This is a genomic window from Comamonas sp. AG1104, assembly GCF_003350425.1.
GTDB classification, from domain to species: domain Bacteria; phylum Pseudomonadota; class Gammaproteobacteria; order Burkholderiales; family Burkholderiaceae_C; genus Comamonas; species Comamonas testosteroni.
In genome coordinates, this window is record NZ_QQAS01000010.1 from 101,899 (window position 1) to 128,013 (window position 26,115).

Sequence of the window (26,115 nt, forward strand, 5' to 3'; positions counted from 1 at the left end):
ATTCGAGCCGGCCTGGGATGCGAATATGCAAAGGAATAATGATGCGTGAGGGAGATATTGGCGCGATGCCTCCTGAGCTGCAGCTGGCCCAGCTGCAGGCCTTGGACAGGGTCATGGCCATGGCTGAATTTGGCCTGGATGGGTCGTTGCACCGTGCCAATGACAACTATCTGCAGCTCATGGGGTTTACGCGTGAGCAGTCTCTGGGTCGCCCACATCGCAGCTTTTGCTCTGCGCGTCTGGCCGACAGTGCCAGGTATCGGGAAATCTGGACGCATCTGTGTGCAGGCAATGCCTACTCCGGCGTGGTGGAGCGACTACGCAGCGATGGCAGCAGTTGCTGGCTGGAAGCTACCTATTCACCGGTGATGGATGCCCAGGGCCGGGTGATGCATATCCTGAAGATCGCTACCGACGTCACGCAGCGGCGAGCCCGGGAGCAGGCGCAGCAGGAGCACCTGCATCGCTTGTCCCTGGTGGCCGATGCCTCCGACACGGCAGTGGTCATCAGTGATGGAAGCTCGCGCATCGTGCATGTCAACGGCGGCTTTACGCGCATGTTCGGCTGGTGCACCGAGGAGGTCGCGGGGCACATGCCGATTACCTTGCTGGCTCCTCAGGCGTCCGAGGCCTTTGTGGACCAATATCGCTCGGAATTGCGCGCCGGCCAGCCTGTGGGGCGTGAGGAGATCGTGGTCGGCAAACATGGGCAGCGCTACTGGGCCAAGGTCATCAGCAACCCCATTCTCGACGCGGACGGGCGCTGGCAATACACGGTTTCGATGCTGACCGATATCACGCGTTCCAAGATGCATGAGGCCTTGCAGCACCGCGTGCTGGAGGCCATGGCGCGCGAGCGGCCGCTGGTGGAAGTGCTGGAGATGGTGTGTCTGGAGGTCGAGAGGATTGCTCCGGAGGTGACGGCATCGATTCTCGAGGTGGATGCTCAGGGGCTGCTCCATCCGCTGGCCGGACCAAGCCTGCCGCATTCTTATTCAGCGCTGCTGGACGGGGTGGCCATAGGGCCGAATGTGGGCTCCTGCGGAACGGCGGCCTGGCGCAACGCGCCGGTGCTGGTGGACGATATTGCAGATGACCCGCTGTGGACGGATTTCAAGCACCTGATCCTGCCGCTGGGGTTCAGAGCCTGCTGGTCCACTCCCATTTGCAACAGCGGCGGCAAGCCGATCGGCACTTTCGCGTTCTATTACCGGGAGCAGCTGAGCGGGGGTGCCTCGACTTTTCACCAGCAACTGGTGGATGCCTGCATCCATCTGTGCGCCCTGGCGCTGGAGCGCGAGCTGTCGCGTGCGCGCATTCGTCAGCTGGCCTTCTACGACGGCCTGACCGGATTGCCCAATCGAAGTCTGCTGCAGGCCAAGGCCGATCAGGCGATTGCGTCAGCTGCCGGCAATGACGAACAGCTGGCGGTGCTGTTCATCGACCTGGACCGGTTCAAGCAGGTCAATGACTCTCTGGGTCATCCTGTGGGGGATGAATTGCTGCGCAATGTCGCGACGCGATTGCAGTGCGTGCTGCGCAGCTGCGATATTGCCGGGCGTTTGTCGGGCGACGAGTTTGTTGCCGTGCTGCCGCAATGCGATGCGGAGCATGTTGCCAATACCATCGAACGCCTGCAGGAGCTGCTGGCAGAGCCCCTGAATATTGCCGACACCTCGCTGTCCATATCCGCCAGCGTGGGCATTGCAATGTTTCCCATGGACGGCAGGGATATGGAGACCCTGGTGCACCGTGCCGACATGGCCATGTACCAGGCCAAGAGCAAGGGGCGCGGCCGTTTCTGTTTCTTCAGCAGCGAAATGAACCGCTTGGCCCAGGAGCGTCTGGCACTGGAGACTGCCCTGCGCAAGGCGCTCAAAAGCGGTGGCCTGCGCCTGCACTATCAGCCTCAGATCGAAATGGCCACCGGCCGTCTGTATGGCGTGGAGGCCCTGGCGCGCTGGACCCATGCAGAGCTTGGCGAGATTTCGCCCGCCCGCTTTATCCCGCTGGCCGAAGAGTGCGGGCTGATCGCCGATCTTGGAAACTGGGCACTGGAAGAGGCCTGTCGCCAGCTGTCGCAGTGGCGGGCCAAGGGAATGGAAGTCCCCGCAGTGTCGGTCAATCTGTCGCCATCGAGCTTTCACAATCTGGATTTGCCACGGATGATCGCCGATACGCTGGACCGCAACGATCTGGCGCCGCAGGACCTGACCCTGGAGCTGACGGAAAGCATTTTGCTGGACACCAACCCCAGCACCATGAAGACCATCAACGAGGTGCATGCACATGGCGTGCGCCTGTCCATGGATGATTTCGGCACCGGCTACTCCAGCCTCAGCTATCTGCGCCGCCTGCCGGTCAGTGAGCTCAAGCTCGATCGCAGCTTCGTGGCCGATCTTGAGCACGACGAGGCGGCTCGGGCGTTGAGCAGTGCCATTTTGGGCATTGGCAAGAGTCTGCACCTGACCGTGGTGGCGGAAGGAGTGGAGACGCCAACGCAGAGCGTGATGCTTTGCGAGCAGGGCTACCCGGTGGCGCAAGGCTTTCTGTTCGCCCGGCCGCTGGCTCCAAAAGAGTTTGAGCACTGGCTGGCTGCCAACCCGGCTTCCCCGGTGCCGACCGTGCAAGGCGCCGTCGCCGCATGAACTTGCGGTGCCGAGGTTCGGCGCAGATCGCTCCGGCAGCGATGACGTGATGCGCAGACGTGGCTGAGAGGCCGCGCGTATTGTGGCGCGGCCGAGGCTTTGGCGGCATTGCGGCATTGCGGCATTGCGGCATGGCCATCATGGCTATGCGGGCATGGTTGCAGCTTCAACGTTGTGCCTCAAGACTTCAGTAGGCGGCTCCTGGCAGCGCCGGGGCCGCCACTGTGGAGCCGGCAAACTGGGTACGCAGCTTGCGCGCGGCATTCACGAACATCAGCACATCCACCCCCACGGCGACAAAGCTGCAGCCGAGTTGAAGGTAGCGCTGTGCCAGCGCGGGGTCCGAGGTCAGCGTACCTGCCGCCTTGCCGCTGGCAACGATGGTTCGCATCGCTGCCTCGATGGCGGCCTGCACTTCGGGGTGGCCGGGGTTGCCGCGATGGCCCATGGAGGCCGCCAGGTCGGCCGGGCCTATGAAGACGCCGTGCACGCCGTCCACGGCGCAGATGGCTTCGAGATTTTTCAGGGCCGTGGTGGTCTCGGCCTGCACCAGCAGGCAGACCTCGTCGTCGGCCACATTCAGATAGTCGGCGCGGCTGCTCCACTGAGAGGCACGTCCCACGGCACTGCCGACGCCGCGCACGCCCAGGGGCGGGTATTGCGTGGCGGCCACGATGGCCCGGGCCTGGTCTGCTGTATCGACCATGGGCACGAGCAACGTCTTGACGCCTATGTCCAGCATCTGCTTGATCAGGGCCGTGCTGCCTTCCACGACTCGCACCACCGGCTGAGCTGGGTGCGGGGCCACGGCCTGCAGGGCCGCCAGGGTGCTGCGCAGATCGTTGGGCGCATGCTCGCCGTCGATCAGCAGCCAGTCGTAGCCCGTGGTGGCGGCGGCTTCGGCCAGATAGGGGTCGGCCATGGACAGCCATAGTCCGATCTGGGGCTGGCGGGCGGAGAGGGCGGTCTTGAACGGGTTGTATGCAGGCATGCTTTTCTCGGTTTGACTATTCATGGCGTGGCATGGGGCCACGGCGATGCAGGAGGCACTGGTTCACAGCAGGTGGCCGGCGGGCAGCGGCCTGCCAGCCAGGTGGTCGACGATATTGGCGGCGGTCAGCGTCGCCACGCGCAGCGCTGCCTGGCGCGTCACGCCGGCCACATGCGGCGTCAGCAGCACCTGCGGCAGCCGGGCCAGCGGATGGCCCTGGGGCAGCGGCTCGATGTCGAAGGTGTCGAGTCCGGCGCCGCCCAGGTGGCCGCTTTCCAGTGCTGCCAGCAGCGCGGCCTCGTCGACCACGGGGCCGCGCGCTGTGTTGATCAGCAGGCTGCCCGGGCGCAGCAGCGCCAGTTCCTTCGCGCCTATCAGGCCGCGTGTCTGCTCGGTCAGGGGGCAGTGCAGGCTCAGTATGTCCACGCGGGGAAGCAACTGGCGCAGATCGGGCTCGCAGTCAAAGTCGTCAGCCTGGCCCGCGGGGCGCAGCACCAGTACCTTGGCGCCCAGGGCCGCAGCCAGCTGAGCGGTGGCGCGGCCTATGGCGCCATAGCCGACGATGCCCACCGTGGCGCCGCGGAAGTCGCGGCCCTGCCAGTTGCTGCCGGCCCAGCCGCCGGCGCGCACCTGCTGGTCCAGCTGAGGCAACTGGCGCACCAGCGCCAGCATCAGCGCCAGTGCATGCTCGGCAACAGCAGGGGCATTGGCGGCCTGTGCCACGGCCACGGCCACGCCTTGGGCGCGCGCAGCTTCCATGTCCACGCTGTCCACGCCGGCTCCGTTCTTGGCCACGATGCGCAAGTCGGGGGCTGCTCGCAACACGGCAGCGCTCACAGGCTTGGAGCCGCGCAGCACCAGGGCCTGGGCGCCGGTCTGCGGCAGCCGCTGGGCCAGGCTTTGCTCAGTGATGGGCTCGGCCATGAAATGGATCTGTCCGCCGGCTTGCTGCACCACGGCCTGGGCTTCGGGTGCCCAGTGCTCGGCGGTGACGAGAACATTGAATGAAGTGGAGGTTGTGGTCATGCTTGTTCGTTCACCCAGTCCGGCTGCACGCGCACATGGCGGATATGCTGGCGGAACACGGTATAGGCCAGATGCAGCGCGCCGTCGGCGCCTTGGCGGATGGAGGGGTAGGAGTATTCGCGGTTGCGGCCGCGCTCGGAATCATTGCTCATGCACCAGCCGTCGCCCACCTCGAGGTTGCGTTGCCAGGGCCAGCTCAGACCGTCGTCGGCCGACAGGGCCAGCGTCATGGGCGCACGCGGAGCGCCCCAGAACGCACGGCGCTCGCCGGCTGCAGCCTTGGCTGGTGTTGCCGAGCTGTCGCCCAGCTCGTCATACAGTGACTCGCGCCGCTCAGTGGCATCGGCGGCGCTGCTGGCGTTGAAGATCATGGCCAGACGCCCGTCGGCCAGGCGCAGGGCCTGGATGGATGAGTTGTTGTTCGGCAGCTCCGTGGCCTCGGGCTCCTGCCAGCTCAGGCCGCCGTCGTCGCTGCGGCTGCGGTAGACATGGTCGGCCCAGCGACTGCGAAAGAACGCCAGCAGGCCGCCGTCCGAAGCCTGCACGATGTTCATGTGAACGCAGCCCAGGCTGCCGGGCACGGCAATGCGCTGCCAGCTGCGTCCCTGATCTGCCGAGCGCAGCACGCCGCTGTCGTCGTGGCTGCCGTCCCAGGCCTGGCCCGGCTGGGCGCGGCAGTGGAAGACCGGCAGCAGCCAGCTGCCGTCCGTATGTACATGGATGGGTTGGCGCACGAAGGTGCCGGCTGGCGCATCGGCCAGCGTCTCGGTGGGCTCCCAGCTCAGGCCCTGGTCGCGAGACAGGCGCCGGCGCACCACCGAGGTGTTCTGATGCCCCGAGTGCTGGGCCGTGTGCAGCAGCCACAGTTCGCCGCCCGGTGCGGGAAACAGCACGGGGTTCTGTTCCGAGCGTTCGGCATCGTGGGAGAGCTGGGTGGGCTCGGTCCACTGAGCGGCACCGGGGGCAAGGCGCGACATGAAGACCGAGATGTCGGAGCGGCCCTCCATGGAGCCGCCGAACCACACGCAGCCCAGGGTGCCGTCGTCCAGCACCATCAGATTGGCGGCATGGGCCTGCACACAGGGCGAGGGCAGGTCCGCCACCAGGCGGTCCGGGTCCTCGGCATGTGGGCGCAGCAATCCATCAAGCATTGGTTTTCCTTGGTTTGTCATGACAGTGTGCTGTCTTCAATGTTCCTGTTTGCGGTGCGGGCCGATGGATGGGGCCTGGCAAGAGCCAGTGCCGCCCATGCAGCCCGTGCCACCCCGCAGCGAGTAGACGTGGGAGTTTCATCTGCTGCGGGGAAGCGGCATAGCCGCTCTGGCATGTCAATCGGCCTTGATCTTCGCTGTCTTGATGAGACCGCCCACGCGCTGGTATTCACGCGGCACGAAGGCACGCAGCTCTGTGGCGTCGCCGCTGCCCGGGGTCACGCCCAGATCGCGCAGCTTGGAGGCCACCTCTGGCTGCTTGAGGGCCTTGGCCAGTGCACCGGAGAGCTTGGCGCTGATATCGGCGCTGGTCTTGGACGGAGCAAACAGTGCGTACCAGGCCGAGAACTCGAACTGCGGGTAGCCGGCTTCGGCGAAGGTCGGCACATTGGGCAGCTCGGGCAGACGGGTGGTGGAGCCCACGGCCAGGGCGCGCACCTTGCCGCCGCGCAGCAGGGGCATGGAGTTGGTCGCGGTATCAAAGATGACCGGAATGCGCCCGCCGATCAGATCCACGATGTGGGCATTGCCGCCCTTGTAGGGCACGTGGGTCATGGGGACCTTGGCAATGGACACGAACAGTTCGCCGGCCAGGTGCAGCGGCGAGCCGTTGCCCGAGGAGCCGTACATCACGGCCTGCGGGTCCTTGCGGGCCGCTTCCGCCACATCCTTGAGCGATTTGTAGGGCGAGTCGTTGGCGGTGATGGCGATGATGGGGGCGCTACCGATCATGCCGATGGGCTCGAAGTCCTTGACGGGGTCGTACTCGGTCTTGATCAGATGCGGGCTGGCGGCGTGCGTGGCCAGGCCGCCGACAAGCAGCGTGTAGCCGTCGGCCGGCGCGCGCGCCACGATGCCAGCGCCCAGCAAGGCGCCGGCACCGGGCCGGTTGTCCACCACGCTGGCGGTTCCCAGTACCTCGCCCATCTTCTGGCCGACCAGCCGCCCCAGCATGTCATTGGCGCCGCCCGCAGGATAGGGCACCACAAAGGTGATGGGCTTGCTCGGGAAGTTTCCCTGGGCCTGTGCCAGCGGCATGGCACCGGTCAGGGCCAGTGCTGCCAGCGCGCCCAGCACGGGCCTGCGGGTGAGGTATCGGGATTTGCTCATGGTTTGTCTCCTGTTGTGAATGGTTCTAGCGACCGTGTTGCGTCAATCCAGTTGTCCCTGGCAGACGTATTTGATATGCAGGTAATCGTCGAGTCCGTGAGTGGAGCCTTCGCGGCCGTAGCCCGACTCCTTGACGCCGCCAAAGGGGGCGGCCTCTGCGGCCAGAGCGCCTTCGTTGATGCCCACGATGCCCGACTCCAGGGCATCGGCGACACGCCAAATGCGGCGTATGTCCTGGCTGTAGAAATAGGCGGCCAGACCGAACGGCGTGTCGTTGGCGGCGGCGATGACCTCGGCCTCGTCGTCGAACATGGTCAGCGGAGCCACGGGGCCGAAGGTTTCCTCGCAGGCGCAGGCCATGGAGGCCGTGGCGCCCGAGAGCACGGTGGGGGCGTAGTAGGTGGGGCCCAGATCCGTCAGGCGCTTGCCGCCGGTGAGCACCTTGGCGCCCTTGGCCACCGCGTCCTCCACATGTCGGGCGATCTTCTCGACCGCGCGGTCATTGATCATGGGGCCGATCTGCGAGGCCGGGTCGCTGGCCGGGCCCACGTGCAGGGCTGCCACGCGGGCGCTGAGCTGCTGGGCAAAGGCCTCATAAACCGAGCGGTGCACAAAGACGCGATTGGGGCAGACGCAGGTCTGGCCGCCGTTGCGGAACTTGGCGGCCATGAAGCCGTCCACGGCGGCCGCCACATCGGCATCCTCGAAGACGATGAAGGGCGCATTGCCGCCCAGCTCCAGCGAGAGCTTTTTGAGCGTGTCGGCGCTGCGGCGCGCCAGATGCTTGCCCACGGGCGTGGAGCCGGTGAAGGTGATCTTGCGCACGCGGCTGTCGTCTAGCCACATGTCCACCACCTCGGGCGTGCGCTCGCGCGAGGCTGTGACGATGTTGAGCACGCCGGCCGGCACGCCGGCTTCATGTGCCAGCAGCACCAGGGCCAGCGAGGTCAGCGGCGTGTCTTCGGCCGGCTTGCAGACCACGGTGCAGCCCGCAGCCAGGGCCGGCGCGATCTTGCGTGCGATCATGGCGGCCGGGAAGTTCCAGGGTGTGATGGCGGCGACCACGCCCACGGGCTCGCGCAGGGCGAACATGCGCCGGCCCGGCACGGGCGCGGGAATGACTTCGCCGTTCATGCGCGTAGCGGCCTCGCCGAACCATTCGATATAGCTGGCGGCATAGGCCACTTCGCCCTTGCCTTCGGCCAGCGGCTTGCCCTGCTCCAGCGAGATCAGCGTGCCCAGATCGTCCTGATGGGCCAGCACCAGGTCGTTCCAGCGCTTGATGATGGCGGCGCGCTGCTTGGCCGGCAGCTTGCGCCAGGCAGGCAGGGCCGCCTGGGCAGCGTCCACGGCGGCGCGCGCATCAGCCGCACCTGAATCGGGAACGCTGGTGATGGTGTTGCCGGTGGCCGGATCGGTCACGGCAAAGCTGGCGCCGCTGGCAGCGGGCGTCCAGGCGCCGGCGATGAAGTTGGCGCTGCGCTGCAGTTCGGTGCGTTGCAGTCTGAGTGGCGTGGCGTTCATGGTGAAAATCGCAGAAAGTGAAGATCGGATAAGGGCGCAAAGCTCTGGAAGATGCGTTTTCCTCAGCTCACGATGCCCAGATGCCAAGGCACGAATTCGTGGTCGCCCAGACCCAGGGCTTCGCTTTTGGTTGGTTCGCCGCTGGCATGGTGCAGGATCTGCTCGAAGATCTGCTGGCCCAGCTCGGGCACGGTCAGCTCTCCGTCGACGACCACGCCGCAGTTGATGTCCATGTCTTCCTGCAGGCGCTGGTACATGGGCGTGTTGCTGGCCAGCTTGATGGTGGGTGCGGGCTTGCTGCCGAACATGGAGCCGCGACCCGTAGTGAAGCAGATCAATTGGGCGCCGCTGGCGATCTGGCCCGTAGAGGCCACGGGGTCGTAGCCCGGCGAGTCCATGAAGACGAAGCCGTGTTCGGTGATGGGCTCGGCATATTCATAGACGGCGCGCAGCGGTGTGGTGCCGCCCTTCATGGCGCTGCCCAGGGATTTTTCAAAGATGTTGGCCAGGCCGCCAGCCTGGTTGCCATGGCCGACCACGCCGTTGAACTGGGCGTTCTGGCCGGCTGCGTAGCGTTCCCACCAGGCCAGGCGGTCCAGAAGCTTCTGGCCGACTTCGGGACTGATGGCGCGGCGCGTGAGCATGAACTCCACGCCGTGGATCTCGGGCGTCTCGGACAGAATGGCCGTGCCGCCGTGGCGCACCAGAATGTCCATGGCCGCGCCCAGGCCGGGGTTGGCCGTGATGCCCGAAAACCCATCCGAGCCGCCGCATTCCAGGCCGATCTTGAGATGGGCGGCGCTGACGGTGCTGCGCTGCGCCTGGTTGGCGATCGGCAGCATTTCTTCGATGGCAGTAATGCCGGCCTCGATGGTGGCGCGCGTGCCGCCCACTTCCTGCATCACCAGGGTGCGCAGCAACTGGCCTTCCTTGAGGCCTTGCGAGTCCACCAGCGCATCGACCTGGTTGCGCTCGCAGCCCAGTCCCACGATGAGCACGCCCGCCAGGTTGGGGTGGCGCGCATAGCCGGCCAGAGTACGGCGCAGCACGTCGAAGTGCTCACTGGGTGAGGACATGCCGCAGCCGCTGCTCTGGGCAAAGGCGGCCACGCCATCCACATTGGGAAAGGCTGCCAGCCGCTCGGGCGTGAAGTGCGCGGCGATGCGCTTGATCACGGTGGCCGAGCAGTTGACCGAGGACAGGATGCCGATGAAGTTGCGCGTGCCCACGCCGCCGCCCGCTCGCACAAACCCCTGGAAAGTGGCGCGCTCTTCCTCGGGGACGTAGTCCACGGGCCGTACGTCGGCACCGAACGACGGGTCGCGGTAGTAGTCCACCAGCTTGAGGTTGTGGCTGTGCACATAGTCGCCTGGCTCCAGATCGCGGGTGGCGACGCCGATCACCGTGTCGTACTTCTTGACCTGCTCGCCTTCGGCGATGCGGCGCGCCGCGATCTTGTGGCCGGCCGGCACCTGGGCGCGCGTGCGCACTCCCAGCTCGGGAATGTCCTGGCCCAGGGCCAGGGCGGTCTTGGCCACCAGCACGTTGTCGTTGGGGTGCAGGTGCAGCAGGGAAGAAGAGGAGGAGAGCATCTTGGAGTCCGGGGATGGCGGGCCTGAGGCGGTTGGGTCGCGGTGAGGACGCGGTTGGGACGCGGCGCGTCAGCGCATCAGCTCGCGCAGTTTGAGTTTGTCGATGAGCACGGTTTCCTTCTGGTAGACCGTGTTCACATATTTGGCGTAGTCAGGGCCGTCCAGGTAGAGCAAGGGCGCGTCCAGCCGGTCGGCCACGGACTTGAACTCGGGGCTGGCCACGGCCTGGCGGAAGGCATCGCGCAGCTTGGCTTCGACGGCGGGCGGCAGGCCCTTGGGCGCGCCGATGCCGTTGGGCGCATCGACGACCACGTTGTAGCCCAGGTCCTTGAGCGTGGGCACGTCCTTGAAGCGTGGCGTGCGCTGCTCGCCCCAGGTGGCCAGCAGGCGCAGCTTGCCGGCCTCCACATGCGGAGCCCAGGAGCTGGAGTCGGCCAGTGCGTCCACATGGCCGCCCAGCACGCCTTGCAGTGCCTCGGCGCCGCCCTTGTAGGGAACGTGGCTGAGCTGTATGCCCGCTGCGGCCGCAAATTCCTCCATGCCCACATGCGTGGCGCCGCCCACGCCGGCGTGGGCGTAGGTGATGCTGCCAGGCTTGGCCTTGGCGGCGGCGACGAAGTCCTGCAGGGTCTTGAAGCGCGAGTTGGCCGGCACGGCAATACCGAAGGTCTGGCCCGAAGTACGCGCGATATAGGTGTAGTCCTTGCGCGGATCGGCCTGCAGCGTGCCCAGCTGGGAAAAGCGCGTGACCGAGATGGGGATCTGGCCGATGGTGTAGCCGTCGGGCTTGGCCGAGGCCAGGGCCTTGGAGCCGATCATGCCGGAGGCTCCGGCGCGGTTTTCCACCGCAATCGCCTGGCCCAGGATGCGGCTGGCCACGGTGCACAGCGCGCGCATCGACTGGTCGGCCGTGCCGCCTGCAGGCCAGGGGCAGATGAAGGTGATGGGGCGCTCGGGCCAGGTCTGGGCCAGCAGGCGGGTGGAAGTTCCGAGCGTGGCTGCGCCGAGGGCGCCGAGCACAAAGCTGCGCCGGCTGCTGCGTGGGGGGATCATCGCTTGTCTCCTGTCGTTATTTGAACTGCTAGCCCCGATTGTTCAAAACTGCTCCATGACAATCCAATGAAAAGATAGACTCTCTTCATAACTATTAGGTAATGAAGCCCCATGAGCAAGATCGATCGTGTGCTGCGCTCCAACCTCAAGCTGCGCCATTTGCAGCTGCTGGTGGCGCTGGACCAGTTCCGTCACCTGGGCCGTGCGGCCGAGTTTCTGGCAGTGACCCAGCCCGCTGTCTCCAAGACTCTGGCCGAGGTCGAACGCATGCTCGGCATGGCGCTGTTCGAGCGCTCCACGCGCGGCACCGAGCCCACGGCAGCCGGTGTCAGCATGGTGCGGTTTGCGCGCTCGGTGCTGGCCGGTTTCGAGCGCACGCGCGACGAGATGGCAGCCGAGGCCAGCGGTGCCCGTGGGCGCACCAGCGTGGGCGCCATGGTGGTGGCCACGCCCGTGTTGCTGGCGCGCGCGGTGGAGCGGTTAAAAGCGCGTTCGGACCAGACCACGGTGATGGTGGAGGAGGGGGATCTGGCACGCCTGCTGCCCAAGCTGCGCCTGGGCGAGCTGGATCTGTTCGTCGGACGGCTGGAGCCCGGCTATGCCGCGCCCGATCTGGAGACCGAGGCGCTGTATGACGATCCCATGGTGGCCGTGGTGCGGCCCGGTCATGCACTGCTGGCGCCGGGCGCGGCCAGCTGGCAGGCCCTGGCGGGCCAGCCCTGCGTCCTGCCGCCGCCCTGGGCCTCGCTGCGCGTGAAGCTGGAGCAGCAGTTCTATGCCCACGGCCTGCACCCGCCGGTCGACATCGTGGAGACTGCGTCCTTTCTCTCGCAGCTGACCTTTGTGCACCAGCGCGGCGCCGTGGCCTTCATGGCGCGTGGTGTGGCCCGCTGTCATGCCGCCCTGGGTACGCTGGCCATGCTGGATCTCGCCGTGCCCATCGATCTGCCGCCCGTGGGGCTGATCACCTTGCGTGGCCAGCCGCTGACGCCGACCACGGGCTTGCTGCTCCAATGCCTGCGCGAGGTTGCGGGGGAGCTGGGCTGAGCCTGATATAGGGCGGGCCGGCCCTCTGGGGCCGCTCTGCGCTGGCGTGCTACCGTGGTGCAATCCTTGTCCCATGTCTTGAGCCCTGTGCCTTGTACCTTATGCTTTGTGCCGGACATGATTCCAGGTCCAACCATGGAGACCCATCTATGACTGCCTTGCCATCCACGCCAGCACCTCCGGTCGAGCCTGTCAGCGGCCCCGAGGCTTCGGCTCTGATCGATGCCAGGATTGCCAGCCTGGATGACTGGCGCGGCGCCACGCTGGCCCGCGTGCGCGCGCTGATCCGCGAGGCTTTGCCTGCCGTGGAGGAGGAGCTGAAATGGCGCGGTACGCCAGTTTGGTCGCAGGACGGCATTCTGTGCACGGGCGAGACCTACAAGGCCGTGGTCAAGCTGACCTTTGCGCATGGCGCGGCCCTGGCCGATCCGGCCGGCCTTTTCAATGCCAGTCTTGAAGGCGCCACGCGCCGGGCCATAGACCTGCATGTGGGCGATGCGCTCGACGGCGCAGCGTTTCAGGCGCTGGTGCAGGCCGCCGCACAGCGCAATGCCCAGGCCCGGGCGGCCAGAAAACCGGCTTCGCAAGCCAAAGCCAGACCGCGGTCTGAAGCCTAGGTCGCCGCAGCAGGTGGCCCTGGGCGTGCAGGCGTGTAAAAGCACCCCAGTGCGGGTCCTGCCTGCACGGGGTGCTTCTCATCTTGAATCAGGCTGGCTGTAGCCAGCCTGGAGCCATCAGGCGTTGGCGATGGCCGCCGCGATGGCTTTGCCCACCTCGGTGGTGTCGGCCTTGCCGCCCAGATCGGGCGTCAGCGGGCCGGCCTTGATCGTGTGCTCGATGGCGGCCACGATGGTGTCGTGGGCCTGGCGCCAGGCTCCTTCGCTGCGGCCCAGGAAGTCCAGCATCAGCGCGCCCGACCAGACCATGGCGATGGGGTTGGCGATGTTCTTGCCGTAGATGTCGGGCGCCGAGCCGTGCACGGGCTCGAACAGCGAGGGGAAGCTGCGGTCGGGGTTGAGGTTGGCCGATGGTGCCAGGCCGATGGTGCCCGTGGTGGCAGGGCCCAGGTCGGACAGGATGTCGCCAAACAGATTGGTGGCGGCCACCACGTCGAAGCGGCCGGGCTGCAGCACGAAGCGCGCGGTCAGGATGTCGATGTGCTGTTTGTCCAGCGTGACTTCGGGGTAGTCCTTGGCCACATCGTCGGCGCGCTTGTCCCACCAGGGCATGCTGATGGCGATGCCGTTGCTCTTGGTGGCCAGGGTCACGTGCTTCTTGGCGCGGCTCTGGGCCAGATCGAAGGCGTACTTGAGCAGGCGGTCGGCTCCATGCTTGCTATAGACCGATTCCTGGATGCAGATCTCGCGGTCCGTACCTTCAAACATGATGCCGCCCAGGGCGGTGTACTCGCCCTCGGTGTTCTCGCGCACCACGTAGTAGTCGATGTCACCGGGCTTGCGGCCGGCCAGGGGGCAGGGCACGCCTTCGAACAGGCGCACCGGGCGCAGATTGATGTACTGGTCGAATTCGCGGCGGAACTTGAGGAGAGACCCCCACAGCGAGACATGGTCGGGCACGGTGGCGGGCCAGCCCACGGCGCCGAAGAAGATGGCATCCATGCCCGAGAGCTGGGCCTTCCAGTCGTCGGGCATCATCTGGCCGTGTTCGGCGTAGTAGTCGCAGTGGGCCCAGTCGAAATGGTGGAACTCCAGCGGCAGGTCGAAGCGCCTGGCTGCGGCTTCCAGTGCGCGCAGGCCTTCGGGCATGACTTCCTTGCCGATGCCGTCGCCGGCGATGACTGCAATCTTTTTGGGAGTGGACATGGTGCTCTCTCGTGAATGTGTTGGGTGGCGAGGCAGCGGCTCAGCCTGTGCCTGGTGGTATTTTTGCACCTTGCATAAATGAATACAATTGACTGATCGTGGCCTGATTGTTTACAGATCGTGCAGAAAATGCCTTCGCCCGAAGACCTGCGTGTCTTCACCACCGTGGTGCGCAAAGCCAGCTTTGCCGAAGCTGCGGCCGCGCACAATGCTTCGCCGGCCTTTGTCAGCAAGCGCATCCGCCTGCTGGAGCAGGAGCTGGGCGTGAAGCTGCTGCATCGCACCACACGGCGGGTCGCTGTCACCGAGCAGGGCGAGCGCGTCTACCACTGGGCGCAGCGCATTCTGGACGAGGTCGAGCATCTGCTGCAGGAAGTCGATGTGACGCGTCGCCAGCCGCGCGGCCTGCTGCGGGTGTCCACCAGCTTCGGCTTTGGCCGCAATGTGGTGGCGCCCGCGCTGTCGCAGCTGATTGCGCAATACCCGGCGCTGCAGCTGCGCCTGGAGGTGTTTGACCGCATCGTCGATGTCGCGGCCGAGGGCTTCGATCTCGATGTGCGCGTGGGCGACGAGATCGCGCCGCACCTGATTGCGCGACATCTGGCCGACAACCACCGCGTGCTGTGCGCGGCCCCGGCCTATGTGCAGCGGCGTGGCAGTCCGCGCACGCTCGACGAGCTGGCTGGGCATGACTGCCTGGTCATCAAGGAGCGCGACCATCCCTTCGGTGTCTGGAAACTGCGCTCGGGCAATCAGGAGCGCAGCGTGAAAGTGACCGGGCCGCTGTCCACCAATCATGGCGAGATGGCCGTGCAATGGGCGCGCGATGGCCATGGCATCGTGCTGCGCTCGCTGTGGGATGTGGCGGCCGATCTGCAGGCCGGCAGTCTGCTGCAGTTGCTGCCTGAGTGGCAGCAGCAGGCGAATATCTGGGCCGTCTATCCGACGCGGCTGGAGCGCTCGGCCAAGGTGCGGGTCTGCGTCGAGTTCCTGCAGGAGTTCTTCAGCAAACAGGCTCCCACGGGATTTCGAAATGCTATCAAAAAAGAAGCTGCTATCGAATGATGTACATGAATTTCAGAGTCTTTTGAATCTGAAAGATATGCACAGCAAGCGCAAGCAGCTTCTGTTTTTGAGCCTGATGCCGCATGGCGGCTCAGGCCGGTGGCCAATTACTTTGTCAGCGCGGCCTTCACGGCAGCGGACACCAGGCCCATATCGGCCTTGCCGGCCAGCTGGGTCTTGACGGCGCCCATCACCTTGCCCATGTCGCCGGGGCCGGAGGCGCCCAGCTCGGCCACGATGGCCTGCACGGCAGCGGTGATCTCGGCTTCGCCCATGCGTTCGGGCAGATAGACCTTGAGCACTTCCATTTCGGCCTTTTCCACATCGGCCAGATCGCTGCGATTGGCGGCTTCGAAGGCGGCGATGGAGTCCTTGCGCTGCTTGATCAGCTTGTCGACGATGGCGATGACGGCTGCGTCGTCGAGCTCGATGCGCTCGTCCACTTCCTTTTGCTTCATCGCGGCCTGCAGCAGGCGGATGGTGCCCAGGCGTGCGCTGTCCTTGGCACGCATGGCGGTCTTCATGTCTTCGGTAATCTGGGCTTTCAGGCTCATGGCTTTCTCCTTGGGGTGGGCGAATGGTGGTGCGCCGTGTGAACGGCGTTGACTATCCATGCGCTGGGAGGTCACTGCGCGGCCGGGCAGGCTTGGCAGTGGCCAGAAAACAAAAAACCCGCGCCTGGCGTCCCGAGCGCGGGTTTGCGGCTGTTTTAAGGCCGACTGGTCCTAATCAACGATTAGTACAGCTTCTTAGGCAGTTGCATGCTGCGAACGCGCTTGTAGTGACGCTTCACGGCAGCAGCCTTCTTGCGCTTGCGCTCGGCTGTGGGCTTTTCGTAGAACTCGCGAGCACGCAGATCGGTCAGCAGACCCAGCTTTTCGATGGTGCGCTTGAAGCGGCGCAGGGCAACTTCATAGGGCTCGTTTTCTTTGACGCGGATGGTAGTCATTTAATTTCCAGATATATCTGTGCTGACAGAGGGTTCTCGGGAAGATCGGGCCTGAGAGCCGTGTACAGCGGTTTCCCCGCCACTTTTTAACTAGTATGGCCGACGGGGTAATGCCAGCAAAGTCGAGCATTATAGACCAAGACTTGGGCTGCGTCTCGAATGGGGCGTGAGGCAATGCGGCGTAAGCCGCGCGTGCATGGTTTTGCGGCTGCAGGCAGGGCGTTGTCGCAGGCCTGATCCAAGCACCGCCATTGCGCCTTTTGGCCTATCGGCGCGTTCAAGTCGCGTGTATTGCAGAGCAAGGCCGGATGCGCAATGCATGAGCACGGTGCTTGCCAGGCGCCAGGACGGCCAAGCTCGGTGCAGGGGTTTCTTGGGAGTATTGTGTGCACGAAAATTGCATACAGTTTGGAGGCTTTATTTCGTGACCGAGGTCAAGGAGTAAGCGGGTTTCGTGCCTGTGCGCGCCGTGTTTTTCTGTGTTCAAGGAGCTTCCATCTTGTCCAGCGCTTCTCATCGCTCATTTATTTCGCGTCGTCAATGGATGGCTTCGGCCGTCGCCGTGCCGGGCTTGCTGGTATTGACGGCATGTGCCGGCAGAGCCGGAGTTTCCGGGCCTGCCGCGTCCGGCGGTTCCCTGGTGGTGGGCGGTCTGTTTGCGGGCTCGCGCAGCGACAAGGGTTTCATGGAGGCCGGCTGGCGCGGTCTGGAAAAAGCGCGCCAGGAGCTGGGTGTGCAGACCCGTTTTCTCGACGGCATGGCGCCCAGGAAGGAGCTGCTGGTACCGGCTCTCGCGCAGCTCGCGGAGCAGGGGGCGCAACTGGTGATTGCCCATGGCGGGCAGAACAATCAGGCCGCAGCCGAAGTCGCGGCGCGCTTTCCCAGGACCCAGTTTGTCGTGACCCAGGGCGCGGTGCAGGGGAGCAATCTCTGCAGCTATGACGTGCTGCAGGAGGAGTCGGCCTATCTGGCCGGCGTGCTGGCGGCCCTGACCACCAAAACCGGTGTGGTCGGCCATATGTCGGGCATTCGCGTGCCCCCGGGGCTCAAGGGGCGCGCAGCCTATGCGGCCGGCGTGCGCGATACCGACCCCAGGGTCAAGCTGTTGACGAATTTCTCGGGCGATCAGGACGACAACGCCTTGTCGCACCGCATCGCCAGGGCCCAGATGGCTGCCGGTGCCGATGTGATCTTCACCATGCTCAACTCCGGCCGCGATGGCGTGACCCAGGCCTGTCGCGAGGCGGGCACGCGCCAGATCGGCAATGTGATCGACTGGACCACGGTGGACCCGCAGGTGTTCGTTGCTTCCGCCTGGGCCGATGTGGGCATTGGCGCGTTTTTGGCCGTCAAGGACATGCAGCAGCGCGGCGCGCCCGGCCCGGGCATTCGCAAGATCGGCCTGAGCGATCCGGCCGCCGTACGTCTGACCATGGGCCAGGGCGTGGCCGCCGCTGTGCGCGAGCGCGTGGCCAAGGCGTCGGCTGCCATCGCCTCGGGGCAGCTCAAGGTCCCCGAACACTATGAAGGCAAGGAGTTTTCCGCCTGACCGGATGATGAGTCTGGGGGCAGCCGCAAAAAAGGATGGTTGAACCATCCTTTTTTCATGGCGGCTGCCGATTCGGTCCCAGTCGTTCAAGCCATGACGGGTTGCTTTTCCGCCATGGCCTGGGCGCAGGCTGCGGCACTGGCCCAGGCCCACTGGAAGTTGTAGCCCCCCAGCCAGCCGGTGATGTCCACCACCTCGCCGATAAAGTACAGGCCCGGCCGGCTCTTGCACTCCATGGTTTGCTGGGACAGCACCTTGGTGTCCACGCCGCCCAAGGTGACCTCGGCTTTTTTGTAGCCTTCGGTGCCCGTGGGGGTGATCTCCCAGCGCGACAGCTGTTCGGCCAGTCTGGCCAGGGCCTTGTCGCCGGCCTCGTTGATGGGGCGCTGCAGCTCGGGCATGCGGCTGACCCAGGCATCGGCCAGGCGCGCGGGCAGGTGGGCGGCCAGCTCGTTGGCCACCAGCTTGCGCGAGTGGAGCTTGGCCTGGGCCAGCACCTCGGCCAGATCCACGCCAGGCAGCAGATTGATCTGAAGCGGGGTGCCGGGCTTCCAGTAGCTGGAGATCTGCAACACGGCGGGACCCGAGAGGCCGCGGTGGGTAAACAGCAAATCCTCGTGGAAGCTCATGCGCTCCTTTTTGCTGCCGGTGCTGATTTCCACGGGCAGGGCCAGACCGGCCAGGCCCGCGTAGGGCTGCCAGCCTTCGCCGTCGAAGGTCATGGGCACCAGGCCGGGCGTGCGCTCGATCAGCGGCAGATCGAACTGCTGGGCCAGCCGGTAGCCGAAGTCGGTGGCGCCAATCTTGGGAATGCTCAGACCGCCGGTGGCAATGACCAGATTGGCGGCCTGCACCAGGCCGCGATCGGTTTCAATTTGATAGCTGCAATCGCTTTCTGTGTCTGAGTTTGACGGCGAAAGCACGACTTTCTTGACCTGGCAAGGCTGCCAGCGCTGCACGCCGCCCGCTGTGCACTCGGCCAGCAGCATGGCGATGATGTCCTCGGCCGAATGGTCGGCAAACAGCTGGCCCTTGTGCTTTTCGTGGTGGGCAATGCCGTGTCTGTCCATCAGTGTGATGAAGTCGGCAGGCGTGAAGCGCGACAGGGCCGAGCGGCAGAACTGAGGGTTCTGCCCCACAAAATGCTTGTGCGGCGCACGCACGTCCAGATCGCGGTTGGTGAAGTTGCAGCGCCCGCCGCCCGAGATGCGGATCTTCTCGGCCACCTTGGGCGCATGATCGATCAGCAGCACCTTCAGGCCCTGCTGGCCGGCCTGGGCCGCGCAGAACAGGCCGGCGGCACCGGCGCCGATGATGATGGCGTCAAAAATCTGGAAAGGGACCTGTGAAGAGGAGGACACGGCGGGCAGGGCGATGGAGCAAGAACAAGGCCGCGATTGTCCCAGATGCCTCAGATTTTGGGCTCGTCCACCACAAAGCCCCAGAAACCGTCGTCGCAGTGAATGCAGCAGGCCGTAAAGTGATTCAGGTCACTGGCGTGAAACCAGATCAGGCCCAGCGTGGGGTCGCACAGTGCGTCAGCCTGATCTGCGAGGCTGAGTGCCGCAATATGCTCCAGCTCCATATCGCCGAAGAACTCCTGCAGATCGCTGGCGCCCAGAAAAAGGTCGTGGTCCAGACTGCCGATCTTTCCTTTGTGCCGGCCGTGCAGAACTTCCACAAATGGGTTGCCACCCTGGTCGTGGCCAATGGCTACGAACCAGCGGGCCAGCAGAAATTCGGACTGCACGGTCTTCAGGTCTTCCTGATGCTGTTGCGCGCCAAAGCTGAAGAGGTCGGCAAAGTTGGCGTGGCTTTCGCTGGCAATCTCGGTGCTGTGCTGAAGATAGCTGGCGTGGTCTGAGGCCTGCTCCAGCGCATACATGGAAAAGCCGTTCTGTGTGATCAGAAACTGCGCATAAGCATCTGAGAAGCCAATGTGCGCCTGCAGCGCTGCAACTTCCTGTGCGCTGGCGGCAGGCTGGCCGAAGGGGTTGGGAAACAGAACTTGCAAGACGCACTCCTGAGGCTTACAGCACGGTGTAAGTCGATACTTGTTTATACCTGCAGCCCGTTGTCCCATTGGGGTATGCGCAAGGGCTCAGCGTGCGTCCTGGATCACTTCTAGAATCGCGCCCCATGAATACACCATCCCACCAGCTGAGCATGACCGTGCTCATGTCGCCTGACATGGCCAACTTCTCCGGCAATGTGCACGGGGGCGCCATCTTGAAATTGCTGGACCAGGTCGCCTATGCCTGCGCCAGCCGCTATGCGGGCCGCTATGTCGTGACGCTGAGCGTGGATCAGGTGATGTTTCTGCAGCCTATCCACGTAGGTGAGCTGGTGACTTTTCTGGCCAGCGTGAACCACACCGGCAAGTCGTCCATGGAAATCGGCATCAAGGTGATTGCCGAGGAGATTCGCAGCCAGGTGGTGCGCCATGTGAACAGCTGCTTCTTCACCATGGTGGCCGTGGACGATGACAAAAAGCCTGCTCCCGTGCCCCCGCTGCAGCTCGAAACCGACGAGGAAAAGCGCCGCTGGGACGCCGCCATCATCCGCAAGGAACTGCGCAAGGAGCTGGCCGAGCGCTTCGCCGAGACTCGTACACCCTGAGTCGGGTCGCCGCTAGCCCGGGCTGCGGGACAGCCCGGGACGGTGCTGGCTCAGGCCGCCGCTGATTGCTGCAAGGCCTGAGGCTGGTTCTGCCAGGCGGCGATGCCCTGGACCACATCGCCGACGACGATGATGCTGGGGCTGCCCAGCTGATGGTCGGCAATGCTCTGCGGCAAATCCTTCAGGAAAGTCAGCGCATGGCGCTGCTGCGGCAGGCTGGCATGCTGGATCACTGCCACTGGCGTGCTGCCGGGCAGGCCGCTGAGCAACTCGCTGCTGATGCGCTCCACGCTGCTCACTCCCATATAGATCACCAGCGTCAGCTTGGCGGCATGGGCCGTGGCGGAGATCTGGCGCCAGTCGGGGCCGCTGTCGCCAGGCTTGGCATGGCCGGTCATGAAAAGCACGCCGTGCGCGCGGTCGCGGTGGGTCAGCGGGGCGCCCAGGCTGGTCAGCCCTGCGAGGCCGGAGGTGATGCCGTTGATGACATCCACCTCGATACCGGCCTCACGCAGATGTTCGACCTCTTCGCCGCCACGACCAAAGATGAAGGGGTCGCCGCCCTTGAGGCGCACCACGCGTTCGCCGTCCTGCACGGCCGCAATCATGAGCTTTTCGATAAAGGCCTGGGGGGTGCTCTTGCAGCCGCCGCGCTTGCCCACATAGACCACACGGGCAGAGGGCGAGGCGTGGCTCATCACGCCATCGCTGACCAGATCGTCGACAAACAGCACGCTGGCTGCGGCAATGGCCTTGGCGGCCTTGATGGTCAGCAGCTCGGGGTCTCCGGGGCCGGCACCCACCAGGGTGCAGGAGCCGCGCTGATTGGGGTTGTGGGAAATGGCAGTCATTGTGGGGGTCTCAGTCGGGGCTGCGGCAGTCGGAGCTGCGGTTATAGGCTTGCAGTGCGGCGCGGCTGGCGGCAGCGTCGGCACCGGTGACCTGCATGGCCTGGTGCAGGGCTTGTATCTGTTCCAATTGTTGCGCGATCGGAGTCGGCACAGGCAGCTGGCCGTTCAGAATGTCCTGCGTCAGCCGGGCTGTCTGCTCGGCATTCAGATTTTGTTCGGGGGCGCTGCTCTCAGCGCCGGATGGGAGCTGGCTGCTGTGCAGGGAAGAGCGCTCAAAGCAGATTTCTCCGGCGATCACGCCCGTGCTCACGGGTTCGCGGTGAGGGGCGGCCACGGCCTCACCTTCCGTGCCACGCACCAGCAGCGCACTGGTCGCGCGCAGGGCCAGTGTCTGGATCATGGGCTGGGCATAGGCGGGGTGGGTATAGCTGGCCAGCACCAGCCCGGATTGTGCGGTGCTGCTGCCATGGATAGGGTCCAGCAGTTTGACGATGCTGTGCGAGGGGTTGCGCAGGCCCATCTGGCGGCGAATCTGCAGCAGTCGATCCAGTGGTGCCAGCAGGTGACGGGTCTGCATCCAGACCTTGTCGCCAGGCTCCAGAGCGACGGGGCGCTCGATGGCTGTCCAGCCCAGTTGCTGCCACACCTCGGCTGTGCCCAGGCGCTTGTCCTCGGTATGGCTGCCGTGCACGAGCACGGGCAGGCCTTGCTGCGCCAGTAGACCTGCCAGCAGCGGCGTGAGATTGGCCAGCTTGCGCGAGCCGTTATAGCTGGGGATGACGACCACGGGCAGGGCTTTGTGAGCCTGCGGCCACACAGGCAGACGTTGCTGGGTGGCGTCGAGAAAGCCTGCCAGTTCCTCGGCGCTTTCGCCCTTGAAGCGCATGGCAATGCAAAAGCCGCCCAGCTCCAGATCGCTGACCTTGCCGTCCAGCACCTGCCCCATCAGATCGCAGGCCTGGGCCCGCGAAAGAGAGCGCGCGCCCTTGGTGCCGCGACCGATTTCCTTGATGTAGTGGCTGATGCTCATGATTAACGTAATTGTCGCTATAAAAACCATGAGTTGTCAGACGATTTGGTTATATAAATCAAACCGGCCGTGGTCGGAAAACCGTCGCTCCCTGTTGCGCCAGCTGTGCAGCCAGGGCCTGTAGCTGGGATTGCGCGAGCTGGGCGACAAGCTCCAGCATGGGGTTGCGCTTGAGCGCTTGGGCAGACGCCAGAACGGCGAGCCGGCTGGCCTGGCGCGAAGCCCGAAGCGGCCGGAACACGATCTGCTCGCGGTGGAACATCGCAAAGGACGCCGGCACGATGGCCACGCCAAGACCGCAGGCCACGAGCGCCAGCACATTCACCAGCTGACCGGCCTCGTGGCGTATCAGCGGAGTGAAGCCGGCCTCGGCGCACAGCGCGACCGTGCGGTCGAAGTAGTCGGTGTCCTGATAGCGGGTGAAGCCCACAAAGGGTTGATGCACGGCGGCTTGAAGATCCAGCATTCCACTGCCTCCGGCCAGCGGGTGCGAGGCCGGAACTGCCAGGCAATAGGGGTCATCGATGCTGGCCAGCTCAAGCTCGTCGGCCTCCCTGTGCCCGGGGCGGGCAAAGCCGAGTTCCAGCTCGCCCTGGCGCAAGGCCCGCTGTTGCTGCGAGGAAATCATTTCACGGGCTTCGATCTGCACGTCACAGCCGGCCTGTGCCACAGCCAGCAGCAAGCCGGGCAGCAGGGACTGCATGGCCGAGGGCACCAGCCCCAGGCGCAGCACGGTCTGGCTGCTGCGCTCTCGTTCGCGCGCGCGCAAGGGGGCTTGCTCGGCGCGCGCCAAGATGACGCGCGCATCTTCCAGCAGCGACTCGCCCGCAGCGGTGAGCTGCATGCCGCGCGGCAGGCGGGTGAAGAGCTGCGCGCCGACCTCGTCCTCGAGTTGCTTGAGCTGCTGTGACAGCGGCGGCTGGGCGATGAATAGCTTGCGGGCGGCCCTGCTGACGTTGCCCTGCTCGGCAACCGCCACGAAGTAGCGCAGATGTCTCAGTTCCATGCCTGAATCAATCCATATTTCAAAAGTATGATTTTTATATTAAATCAGTGTTGGACATATGAGTGAAGGGCGGCAACACTGCCGATCCTGTTCGTTTTGAGATGCATGTCCACGCATGCATTGCCTGTCTCATGCAAGCCTTGCAAAAAACCGAGTCCGCCAAGGGACTGAAGCTCAACGAGGTCGACATGCCGTCGCCTGCCGCAGGCGAGGTGCTGCTGCGGGTTCATTCCACAGGTGTCTGTGGCACGGATCTGCATATCGATGCCTGGACGGCGAGCTATCACTTTTTGCAGGCCGCGCTGCCGGTGACCGTGGGTCACGAGTTCAGCGGAGTGGTCGTGGCCAGAGGCGAGGGGGCCGAGCATCTGCCCCTGGGCCAGTTGGTGGCCGTGCGGCCTTCGGTCACCTGCGGCAGATGCCCCTGTTGCAGTGCCGGCGACTTCGATGCCTGCACCACCCGCCGTGGCATCGGTGTCATGCGCCATGGCGGCTTTGCCGAGTATGTGGCCGTGCCCCTGCGCAATTGCGTGCCGATTCCACACGGCGTGGACCCCGAGGTTGCCGCATTGGCCGAGCCGCTGTCGGTGAGCTTCGAAGCCGTGCGCACGGGCAATGTCCAGCCCGGCGATCGCGTGCTGATCCTGGGGCCCGGCAATATCGGCCAGGGCATTGCGCTGTTTGCGCGTGCCGCAGGGGCGGCCCAGGTGGTGGTTGCCGGCCATGGCGATGCCGCGCGGCTGGAGGTCCTGCGCTCCATGGGGTTCGACGATTTGCTGGACTTCGAGGGGCAGGACATTGACCAAGCCCTTGCCGTGTATACGCAGGAAGCTTTCTTTGACGTGGTGATTGAAGCCACCGGGGCGGCCGCCGTGCTGGCGCCGGCCCTGCGTGCACTCAAGACCCACGGTGTGCTTGTGATTGCCGGCATTCATTCGGCCCCCGTGCCGCTGGATCTGACGGCCCTGGTGCGACGTCATCAGCAGCTGCGCGGCTCCTATCGCACGCCGGAGCGCTGCTGGCTGGAGGTCGTTGCATTCATGCAGACCCATCAGGATCAGCTGCGCCTCATGATCACCCATCGCGTGCCGCTTGCGCAGGCCGGGCAGGGGTTTGACATGGCGCGGGCGCGGCTGGCGAGCAAGGTGCTGATTCAGCCTGGCGCGGGTTCTGCATCATGAGCACCGCCTTTCTGGCCTTGTGGAACGACATAGACCGGCCCGAGGCTCGCGCAGAATACGAGGCTTGGCATGCCCTCGAGCATGTTCCCGAGCGCGTGGGTTTGCCGGGCTTTGTCTACGGCCATCGCTATGTCGGCGCCTGCGGATACTTCACGCTCTACGGCCTGGAGTCTTTGGCGGCCCTGGACTCGGCCGAGTACGCGGATGTGATCGCCAATCCCACGCCCTGGTCGGCACGCATGAGGCCGCGCCTGAGTGCCTTCATGCGAAGGCCCTGCATATTGCAGGTGCAGGCTGGAGCGTCCAGCGGTGCGGTGCTGACGACGCTCAAGGCCGTCACCACCGATGTACAGGCCTGGGCCGCGCAGGCAGCCCGCTGGGCGGAGCAGGCGGTGCAGCAAGGGCGTCTGCTGCGGGTCATGGCGGGTGTGGTGCCGGTCGAGCGTTCCTTGCACTACCCCGTTGGCGGGGAGCGCATTGCCGAGCAGGCCCAGGGGGAAGTCACGGTGATCATGCTGGCCGAGCATCTGGACGGACCGGCATGCACCCAAGGCGCCCAATGGTGGGCCGACCGAATGCAGGCGCATCACCTCGAAACGCCTGCACAGCAGGCTTTTGGCCTGCAAACCCGGGTGTGCCGTTCGCAGCTGGCCCTGCCCGCCAGCGGACGCCTGCCGCCCTTGATGGAACTGATGGCTGGATACGCCGATTGTTGATCCGAGACTGAGACTGAGATTCTGGAGACATAAAGATGACAAGAAAATCGATGCCCGTGCGCCGGGCTGCCCTGCTGCTGTGCGCCGCTGCCTGCCTGCCCTTGGCGGCTCAGGCCCAGGGCAAGGCTGACTGGCCCACCCGCCCCATACGTCTGATCGTCGGCTATGCCAGCGGCTCTTCGCCCGATGTGCAGGCCCGTCTGCTGGCCGAGCCCTTGACCAAGGCCCTGGGGCAGCCCGTGGTGGTGGAGAACAAAGGGGGCGCCAGTGGCAATATCGGTGCTGACGCCGTGGCCAAGGCCAGCGACGGCCACACCATAGGCGTGATCGGCAACGGCCCGCTGACCAGCTCCAAGTTTCTCTACAGCAAGCTGCCCTACGATCCGATCAAGGATCTGGCGCCGCTGGCCATGATCGGTTCGGCCCCTCTGGTGCTGGTGGCTCCCAAGTCCATGGCAGCGAATGCGGGCGCCTATTTCAAGGCGCTCAAGACCGGGACCCAGGGCAACTACGGCTCGGTGGGCACGGGGTCCGGCGGCCATCTGGGCGTGGAACTGATCAAGGAAGCCATGGGCCTGAATCTGCAGCATGTGCCCTATAACGGCGGCCCGGCTGTGGTCAACGCCTTGATGGGCGATCAGGTGCAGATGGCCTTGCTGCCGGCCTCCACCGTCATGCCGCTGGTCCAGTCCGGCAAGCTGGCCGCCCTGGCTGTGAGTTCCAGCAAGCGCAGCCCGCTGGCGCCCGGCGTCCCGGCCATGCCCGAGATCGGTGCCGGCAATGTGGACATCGAAGTCTGGAATGCGGTCATGGCACCGGCCTCCATGCCCGCCGAGCATCGCGCCAAGCTGGCTGCGGCCCTGGAGAAGATTCTTCATGCTCCCGATATCCGCAGCAAGCTGCTGGCTCAGGGCTGGCGTATCGACGACACCAGCGCTGCCTCGCTGGCCAGGCGCATCGAAAACGATGCACGCATCTACGGCAGCCTGATCACGCAAAAGAACATCCGCCTCGAATGAGCGCGGCCGACGCCATCTGAGGCGCCGGACTCCCACACGGCATCCACGCAACTGCGGCGGATGCCGCTGTCAGCGGCTCGACAGCGGCAGGGCTCTGCCGTGAGC

General features: G+C 65.2%; 24 protein-coding genes. 9 read left to right on the forward strand and 15 right to left on the reverse strand.

Going from position 1 to position 26,115, the window contains the following annotated elements; translation table 11 throughout:
- Positions 1-41 precede the first annotated feature (41 nt).
- Complete coding sequence (locus DFO48_RS22280) at positions 42-2,648, forward strand: EAL domain-containing protein (RefSeq protein ID WP_114864819.1); 2,607 nt, start codon at positions 42-44, stop codon at positions 2,646-2,648.
- 187 nt (positions 2,649-2,835) lie between these two features.
- Here DFO48_RS22280 and hpaI read toward each other — a convergent pair whose 3' ends face one another.
- From hpaI to DFO48_RS22315, 7 genes are all read right to left on the reverse strand, one after another.
- Complete coding sequence (hpaI, locus tag DFO48_RS22285) at positions 2,836-3,639, reverse strand: 4-hydroxy-2-oxoheptanedioate aldolase (RefSeq protein WP_114864790.1); 804 nt, start codon at positions 3,637-3,639, stop codon at positions 2,836-2,838.
- Between the two features lie 63 nt (positions 3,640-3,702).
- Positions 3,703-4,665 (reverse strand): D-isomer specific 2-hydroxyacid dehydrogenase family protein, encoded by a 963-nt coding sequence (locus DFO48_RS22290; protein ID WP_114864791.1) that lies wholly within the window; start codon positions 4,663-4,665, stop codon positions 3,703-3,705.
- Positions 4,662-5,816, reverse strand: a complete 1,155-nt coding sequence (locus DFO48_RS22295; protein WP_114864792.1) for an exo-alpha-sialidase — start codon at positions 5,814-5,816, stop codon at positions 4,662-4,664. The genes DFO48_RS22290 and DFO48_RS22295 overlap by 4 nt, the downstream gene beginning before the upstream one ends.
- A 177-nt stretch (positions 5,817-5,993) precedes the next feature.
- Positions 5,994-6,986 (reverse strand): tripartite tricarboxylate transporter substrate binding protein, encoded by a 993-nt coding sequence (locus tag DFO48_RS22300; protein WP_114864793.1) that lies wholly within the window; start codon positions 6,984-6,986, stop codon positions 5,994-5,996.
- A 42-nt stretch (positions 6,987-7,028) separates the two neighbouring features.
- The gene (locus DFO48_RS22305) at positions 7,029-8,510 is read right to left on the reverse strand and encodes an NAD-dependent succinate-semialdehyde dehydrogenase (protein ID WP_114864794.1); all 1,482 of its coding nucleotides are present in this window, start codon (positions 8,508-8,510) and stop codon (positions 7,029-7,031) included.
- Between the two features lie 62 nt (positions 8,511-8,572).
- A complete protein-coding gene (locus tag DFO48_RS22310; protein ID WP_114864795.1) occupies positions 8,573-10,102 on the reverse strand; it encodes a UxaA family hydrolase in 1,530 nt (509 codons plus the stop codon).
- Positions 10,103-10,171: 69 nt separating this feature from the next.
- Positions 10,172-11,155: a tripartite tricarboxylate transporter substrate binding protein gene (locus DFO48_RS22315; RefSeq protein ID WP_114864796.1), complete on the reverse strand. Its 984-nt coding sequence runs from the start codon at positions 11,153-11,155 to the stop codon at positions 10,172-10,174.
- Positions 11,156-11,266: 111 nt separating this feature from the next.
- Between DFO48_RS22315 and DFO48_RS22320 the strand changes: the two genes are divergently transcribed.
- Both DFO48_RS22320 and DFO48_RS22325 read left to right on the forward strand, forming a co-directional pair.
- Positions 11,267-12,202: a LysR substrate-binding domain-containing protein gene (locus DFO48_RS22320; RefSeq protein WP_003078988.1), complete on the forward strand. Its 936-nt coding sequence runs from the start codon at positions 11,267-11,269 to the stop codon at positions 12,200-12,202.
- Positions 12,203-12,351: 149 nt separating this feature from the next.
- Positions 12,352-12,819, forward strand: coding sequence for a DUF1801 domain-containing protein (locus DFO48_RS22325; protein WP_003078992.1), 468 nt, complete (start codon positions 12,352-12,354; stop codon positions 12,817-12,819).
- Positions 12,820-12,936: 117 nt separating this feature from the next.
- On the opposite strand, the gene DFO48_RS22330 is transcribed toward DFO48_RS22325, so the two are convergent.
- Positions 12,937-14,025: a tartrate dehydrogenase gene (locus DFO48_RS22330; RefSeq protein ID WP_114864797.1), complete on the reverse strand. Its 1,089-nt coding sequence runs from the start codon at positions 14,023-14,025 to the stop codon at positions 12,937-12,939.
- A gap of 129 nt (positions 14,026-14,154) precedes the next feature.
- On the opposite strand from DFO48_RS22330, the gene DFO48_RS22335 reads away from it, so the two are divergent.
- On the forward strand, positions 14,155-15,090 hold the full coding sequence (locus DFO48_RS22335; protein WP_003078997.1) for a LysR substrate-binding domain-containing protein: 936 nt from the start codon (positions 14,155-14,157) through the stop codon (positions 15,088-15,090).
- A 107-nt stretch (positions 15,091-15,197) separates the two neighbouring features.
- On the opposite strand, the gene DFO48_RS22340 is transcribed toward DFO48_RS22335, so the two are convergent.
- Positions 15,198-15,644 (reverse strand): GatB/YqeY domain-containing protein, encoded by a 447-nt coding sequence (locus tag DFO48_RS22340; protein WP_003079000.1) that lies wholly within the window; start codon positions 15,642-15,644, stop codon positions 15,198-15,200.
- Positions 15,645-15,826: 182 nt separating this feature from the next.
- On the reverse strand, positions 15,827-16,039 hold the full coding sequence (gene rpsU / locus DFO48_RS22345; RefSeq protein WP_003052999.1) for a 30S ribosomal protein S21: 213 nt from the start codon (positions 16,037-16,039) through the stop codon (positions 15,827-15,829).
- Between the two features lie 499 nt (positions 16,040-16,538).
- Here rpsU and DFO48_RS22350 point away from each other — a divergent pair, with 499 nt between their 5' ends.
- Entirely contained in the window at positions 16,539-17,588 is a 1,050-nt protein-coding gene (locus DFO48_RS22350) for a BMP family protein (RefSeq protein ID WP_003079003.1), read from the forward strand.
- An 86-nt stretch (positions 17,589-17,674) separates the two neighbouring features.
- Here DFO48_RS22350 and DFO48_RS22355 read toward each other — a convergent pair whose 3' ends face one another.
- Positions 17,675-18,949, reverse strand: coding sequence for an NAD(P)/FAD-dependent oxidoreductase (locus DFO48_RS22355; RefSeq protein WP_034349579.1), 1,275 nt, complete (start codon positions 18,947-18,949; stop codon positions 17,675-17,677).
- A gap of 50 nt (positions 18,950-18,999) precedes the next feature.
- Positions 19,000-19,602, reverse strand: a complete 603-nt coding sequence (locus DFO48_RS22360; protein WP_114864798.1) for an SMI1/KNR4 family protein — start codon at positions 19,600-19,602, stop codon at positions 19,000-19,002.
- A gap of 125 nt (positions 19,603-19,727) precedes the next feature.
- On the opposite strand from DFO48_RS22360, the gene DFO48_RS22365 reads away from it, so the two are divergent.
- Entirely contained in the window at positions 19,728-20,207 is a 480-nt protein-coding gene (locus tag DFO48_RS22365; RefSeq protein WP_003069412.1) for an acyl-CoA thioesterase, read from the forward strand.
- A gap of 50 nt (positions 20,208-20,257) precedes the next feature.
- On the opposite strand, the gene cobA is transcribed toward DFO48_RS22365, so the two are convergent.
- Genes cobA through DFO48_RS22380 form a run of 3 tightly spaced genes read right to left on the reverse strand, consistent with a single transcriptional unit; the run spans position 20,258 to position 23,094 of the window.
- Positions 20,258-21,058 (reverse strand): uroporphyrinogen-III C-methyltransferase, encoded by an 801-nt coding sequence (cobA, locus tag DFO48_RS22370; protein ID WP_003079013.1) that lies wholly within the window; start codon positions 21,056-21,058, stop codon positions 20,258-20,260.
- Between the two features lie 10 nt (positions 21,059-21,068).
- Positions 21,069-22,088 carry a DNA-binding protein YbiB gene (gene ybiB / locus DFO48_RS22375; protein WP_114864799.1) on the reverse strand — a complete coding sequence of 340 codons (1,020 nt, stop codon included), beginning with the start codon at positions 22,086-22,088 and terminating at the stop codon, positions 21,069-21,071.
- Between the two features lie 58 nt (positions 22,089-22,146).
- Positions 22,147-23,094 (reverse strand): LysR substrate-binding domain-containing protein, encoded by a 948-nt coding sequence (locus DFO48_RS22380; RefSeq protein WP_114864800.1) that lies wholly within the window; start codon positions 23,092-23,094, stop codon positions 22,147-22,149.
- A 131-nt stretch (positions 23,095-23,225) separates the two neighbouring features.
- Here DFO48_RS22380 and DFO48_RS22385 point away from each other — a divergent pair, with 131 nt between their 5' ends.
- The 3 genes from DFO48_RS22385 to DFO48_RS22395 are packed head-to-tail and all read left to right on the forward strand — an operon-like array spanning position 23,226 to position 26,010.
- Positions 23,226-24,275 (forward strand): zinc-binding dehydrogenase, encoded by a 1,050-nt coding sequence (locus DFO48_RS22385; protein WP_233506492.1) that lies wholly within the window; start codon positions 23,226-23,228, stop codon positions 24,273-24,275.
- Positions 24,272-24,991 (forward strand): hypothetical protein, encoded by a 720-nt coding sequence (locus tag DFO48_RS22390; protein ID WP_114864802.1) that lies wholly within the window; start codon positions 24,272-24,274, stop codon positions 24,989-24,991. The genes DFO48_RS22385 and DFO48_RS22390 overlap by 4 nt, the downstream gene beginning before the upstream one ends.
- A 50-nt stretch (positions 24,992-25,041) precedes the next feature.
- On the forward strand, positions 25,042-26,010 hold the full coding sequence (locus tag DFO48_RS22395; protein WP_114864803.1) for a tripartite tricarboxylate transporter substrate binding protein: 969 nt from the start codon (positions 25,042-25,044) through the stop codon (positions 26,008-26,010).
- Positions 26,011-26,115: the final 105 nt, after the last annotated feature.

Excerpts from the sequence above, each read along its gene's own strand:
- DFO48_RS22280 (WP_114864819.1), top strand. The coding sequence starts at position 42 with ATGCGTGAGGGAGATATTGGCGCGATGCCTCCTGAGCTGCAGCTGGCC.
- hpaI (WP_114864790.1), bottom strand. The coding sequence starts at position 3,639 with ATGCCTGCATACAACCCGTTCAAGACCGCCCTCTCCGCCCGCCAGCCC.
- DFO48_RS22290 (WP_114864791.1), bottom strand. The coding sequence starts at position 4,665 with ATGACCACAACCTCCACTTCATTCAATGTTCTCGTCACCGCCGAGCAC.
- DFO48_RS22295 (WP_114864792.1), bottom strand. The coding sequence starts at position 5,816 with ATGCTTGATGGATTGCTGCGCCCACATGCCGAGGACCCGGACCGCCTG.
- DFO48_RS22300 (WP_114864793.1), bottom strand. The coding sequence starts at position 6,986 with ATGAGCAAATCCCGATACCTCACCCGCAGGCCCGTGCTGGGCGCGCTG.
- DFO48_RS22305 (WP_114864794.1), bottom strand. The coding sequence starts at position 8,510 with ATGAACGCCACGCCACTCAGACTGCAACGCACCGAACTGCAGCGCAGC.
- DFO48_RS22310 (WP_114864795.1), bottom strand. The coding sequence starts at position 10,102 with ATGCTCTCCTCCTCTTCTTCCCTGCTGCACCTGCACCCCAACGACAAC.
- DFO48_RS22315 (WP_114864796.1), bottom strand. The coding sequence starts at position 11,155 with ATGATCCCCCCACGCAGCAGCCGGCGCAGCTTTGTGCTCGGCGCCCTC.
- DFO48_RS22320 (WP_003078988.1), top strand. The coding sequence starts at position 11,267 with ATGAGCAAGATCGATCGTGTGCTGCGCTCCAACCTCAAGCTGCGCCAT.
- DFO48_RS22325 (WP_003078992.1), top strand. The coding sequence starts at position 12,352 with ATGACTGCCTTGCCATCCACGCCAGCACCTCCGGTCGAGCCTGTCAGC.
- DFO48_RS22330 (WP_114864797.1), bottom strand. The coding sequence starts at position 14,025 with ATGTCCACTCCCAAAAAGATTGCAGTCATCGCCGGCGACGGCATCGGC.
- DFO48_RS22335 (WP_003078997.1), top strand. The coding sequence starts at position 14,155 with ATGCCTTCGCCCGAAGACCTGCGTGTCTTCACCACCGTGGTGCGCAAA.
- DFO48_RS22340 (WP_003079000.1), bottom strand. The coding sequence starts at position 15,644 with ATGAGCCTGAAAGCCCAGATTACCGAAGACATGAAGACCGCCATGCGT.
- rpsU (WP_003052999.1), bottom strand. The coding sequence starts at position 16,039 with ATGACTACCATCCGCGTCAAAGAAAACGAGCCCTATGAAGTTGCCCTG.
- DFO48_RS22365 (WP_003069412.1), top strand. The coding sequence starts at position 19,728 with ATGAATACACCATCCCACCAGCTGAGCATGACCGTGCTCATGTCGCCT.
- cobA (WP_003079013.1), bottom strand. The coding sequence starts at position 21,058 with ATGACTGCCATTTCCCACAACCCCAATCAGCGCGGCTCCTGCACCCTG.
- ybiB (WP_114864799.1), bottom strand. The coding sequence starts at position 22,088 with ATGAGCATCAGCCACTACATCAAGGAAATCGGTCGCGGCACCAAGGGC.
- DFO48_RS22380 (WP_114864800.1), bottom strand. The coding sequence starts at position 23,094 with ATGGAACTGAGACATCTGCGCTACTTCGTGGCGGTTGCCGAGCAGGGC.
- DFO48_RS22385 (WP_233506492.1), top strand. The coding sequence starts at position 23,226 with ATGCAAGCCTTGCAAAAAACCGAGTCCGCCAAGGGACTGAAGCTCAAC.
- DFO48_RS22390 (WP_114864802.1), top strand. The coding sequence starts at position 24,272 with ATGAGCACCGCCTTTCTGGCCTTGTGGAACGACATAGACCGGCCCGAG.
- DFO48_RS22395 (WP_114864803.1), top strand. The coding sequence starts at position 25,042 with ATGCCCGTGCGCCGGGCTGCCCTGCTGCTGTGCGCCGCTGCCTGCCTG.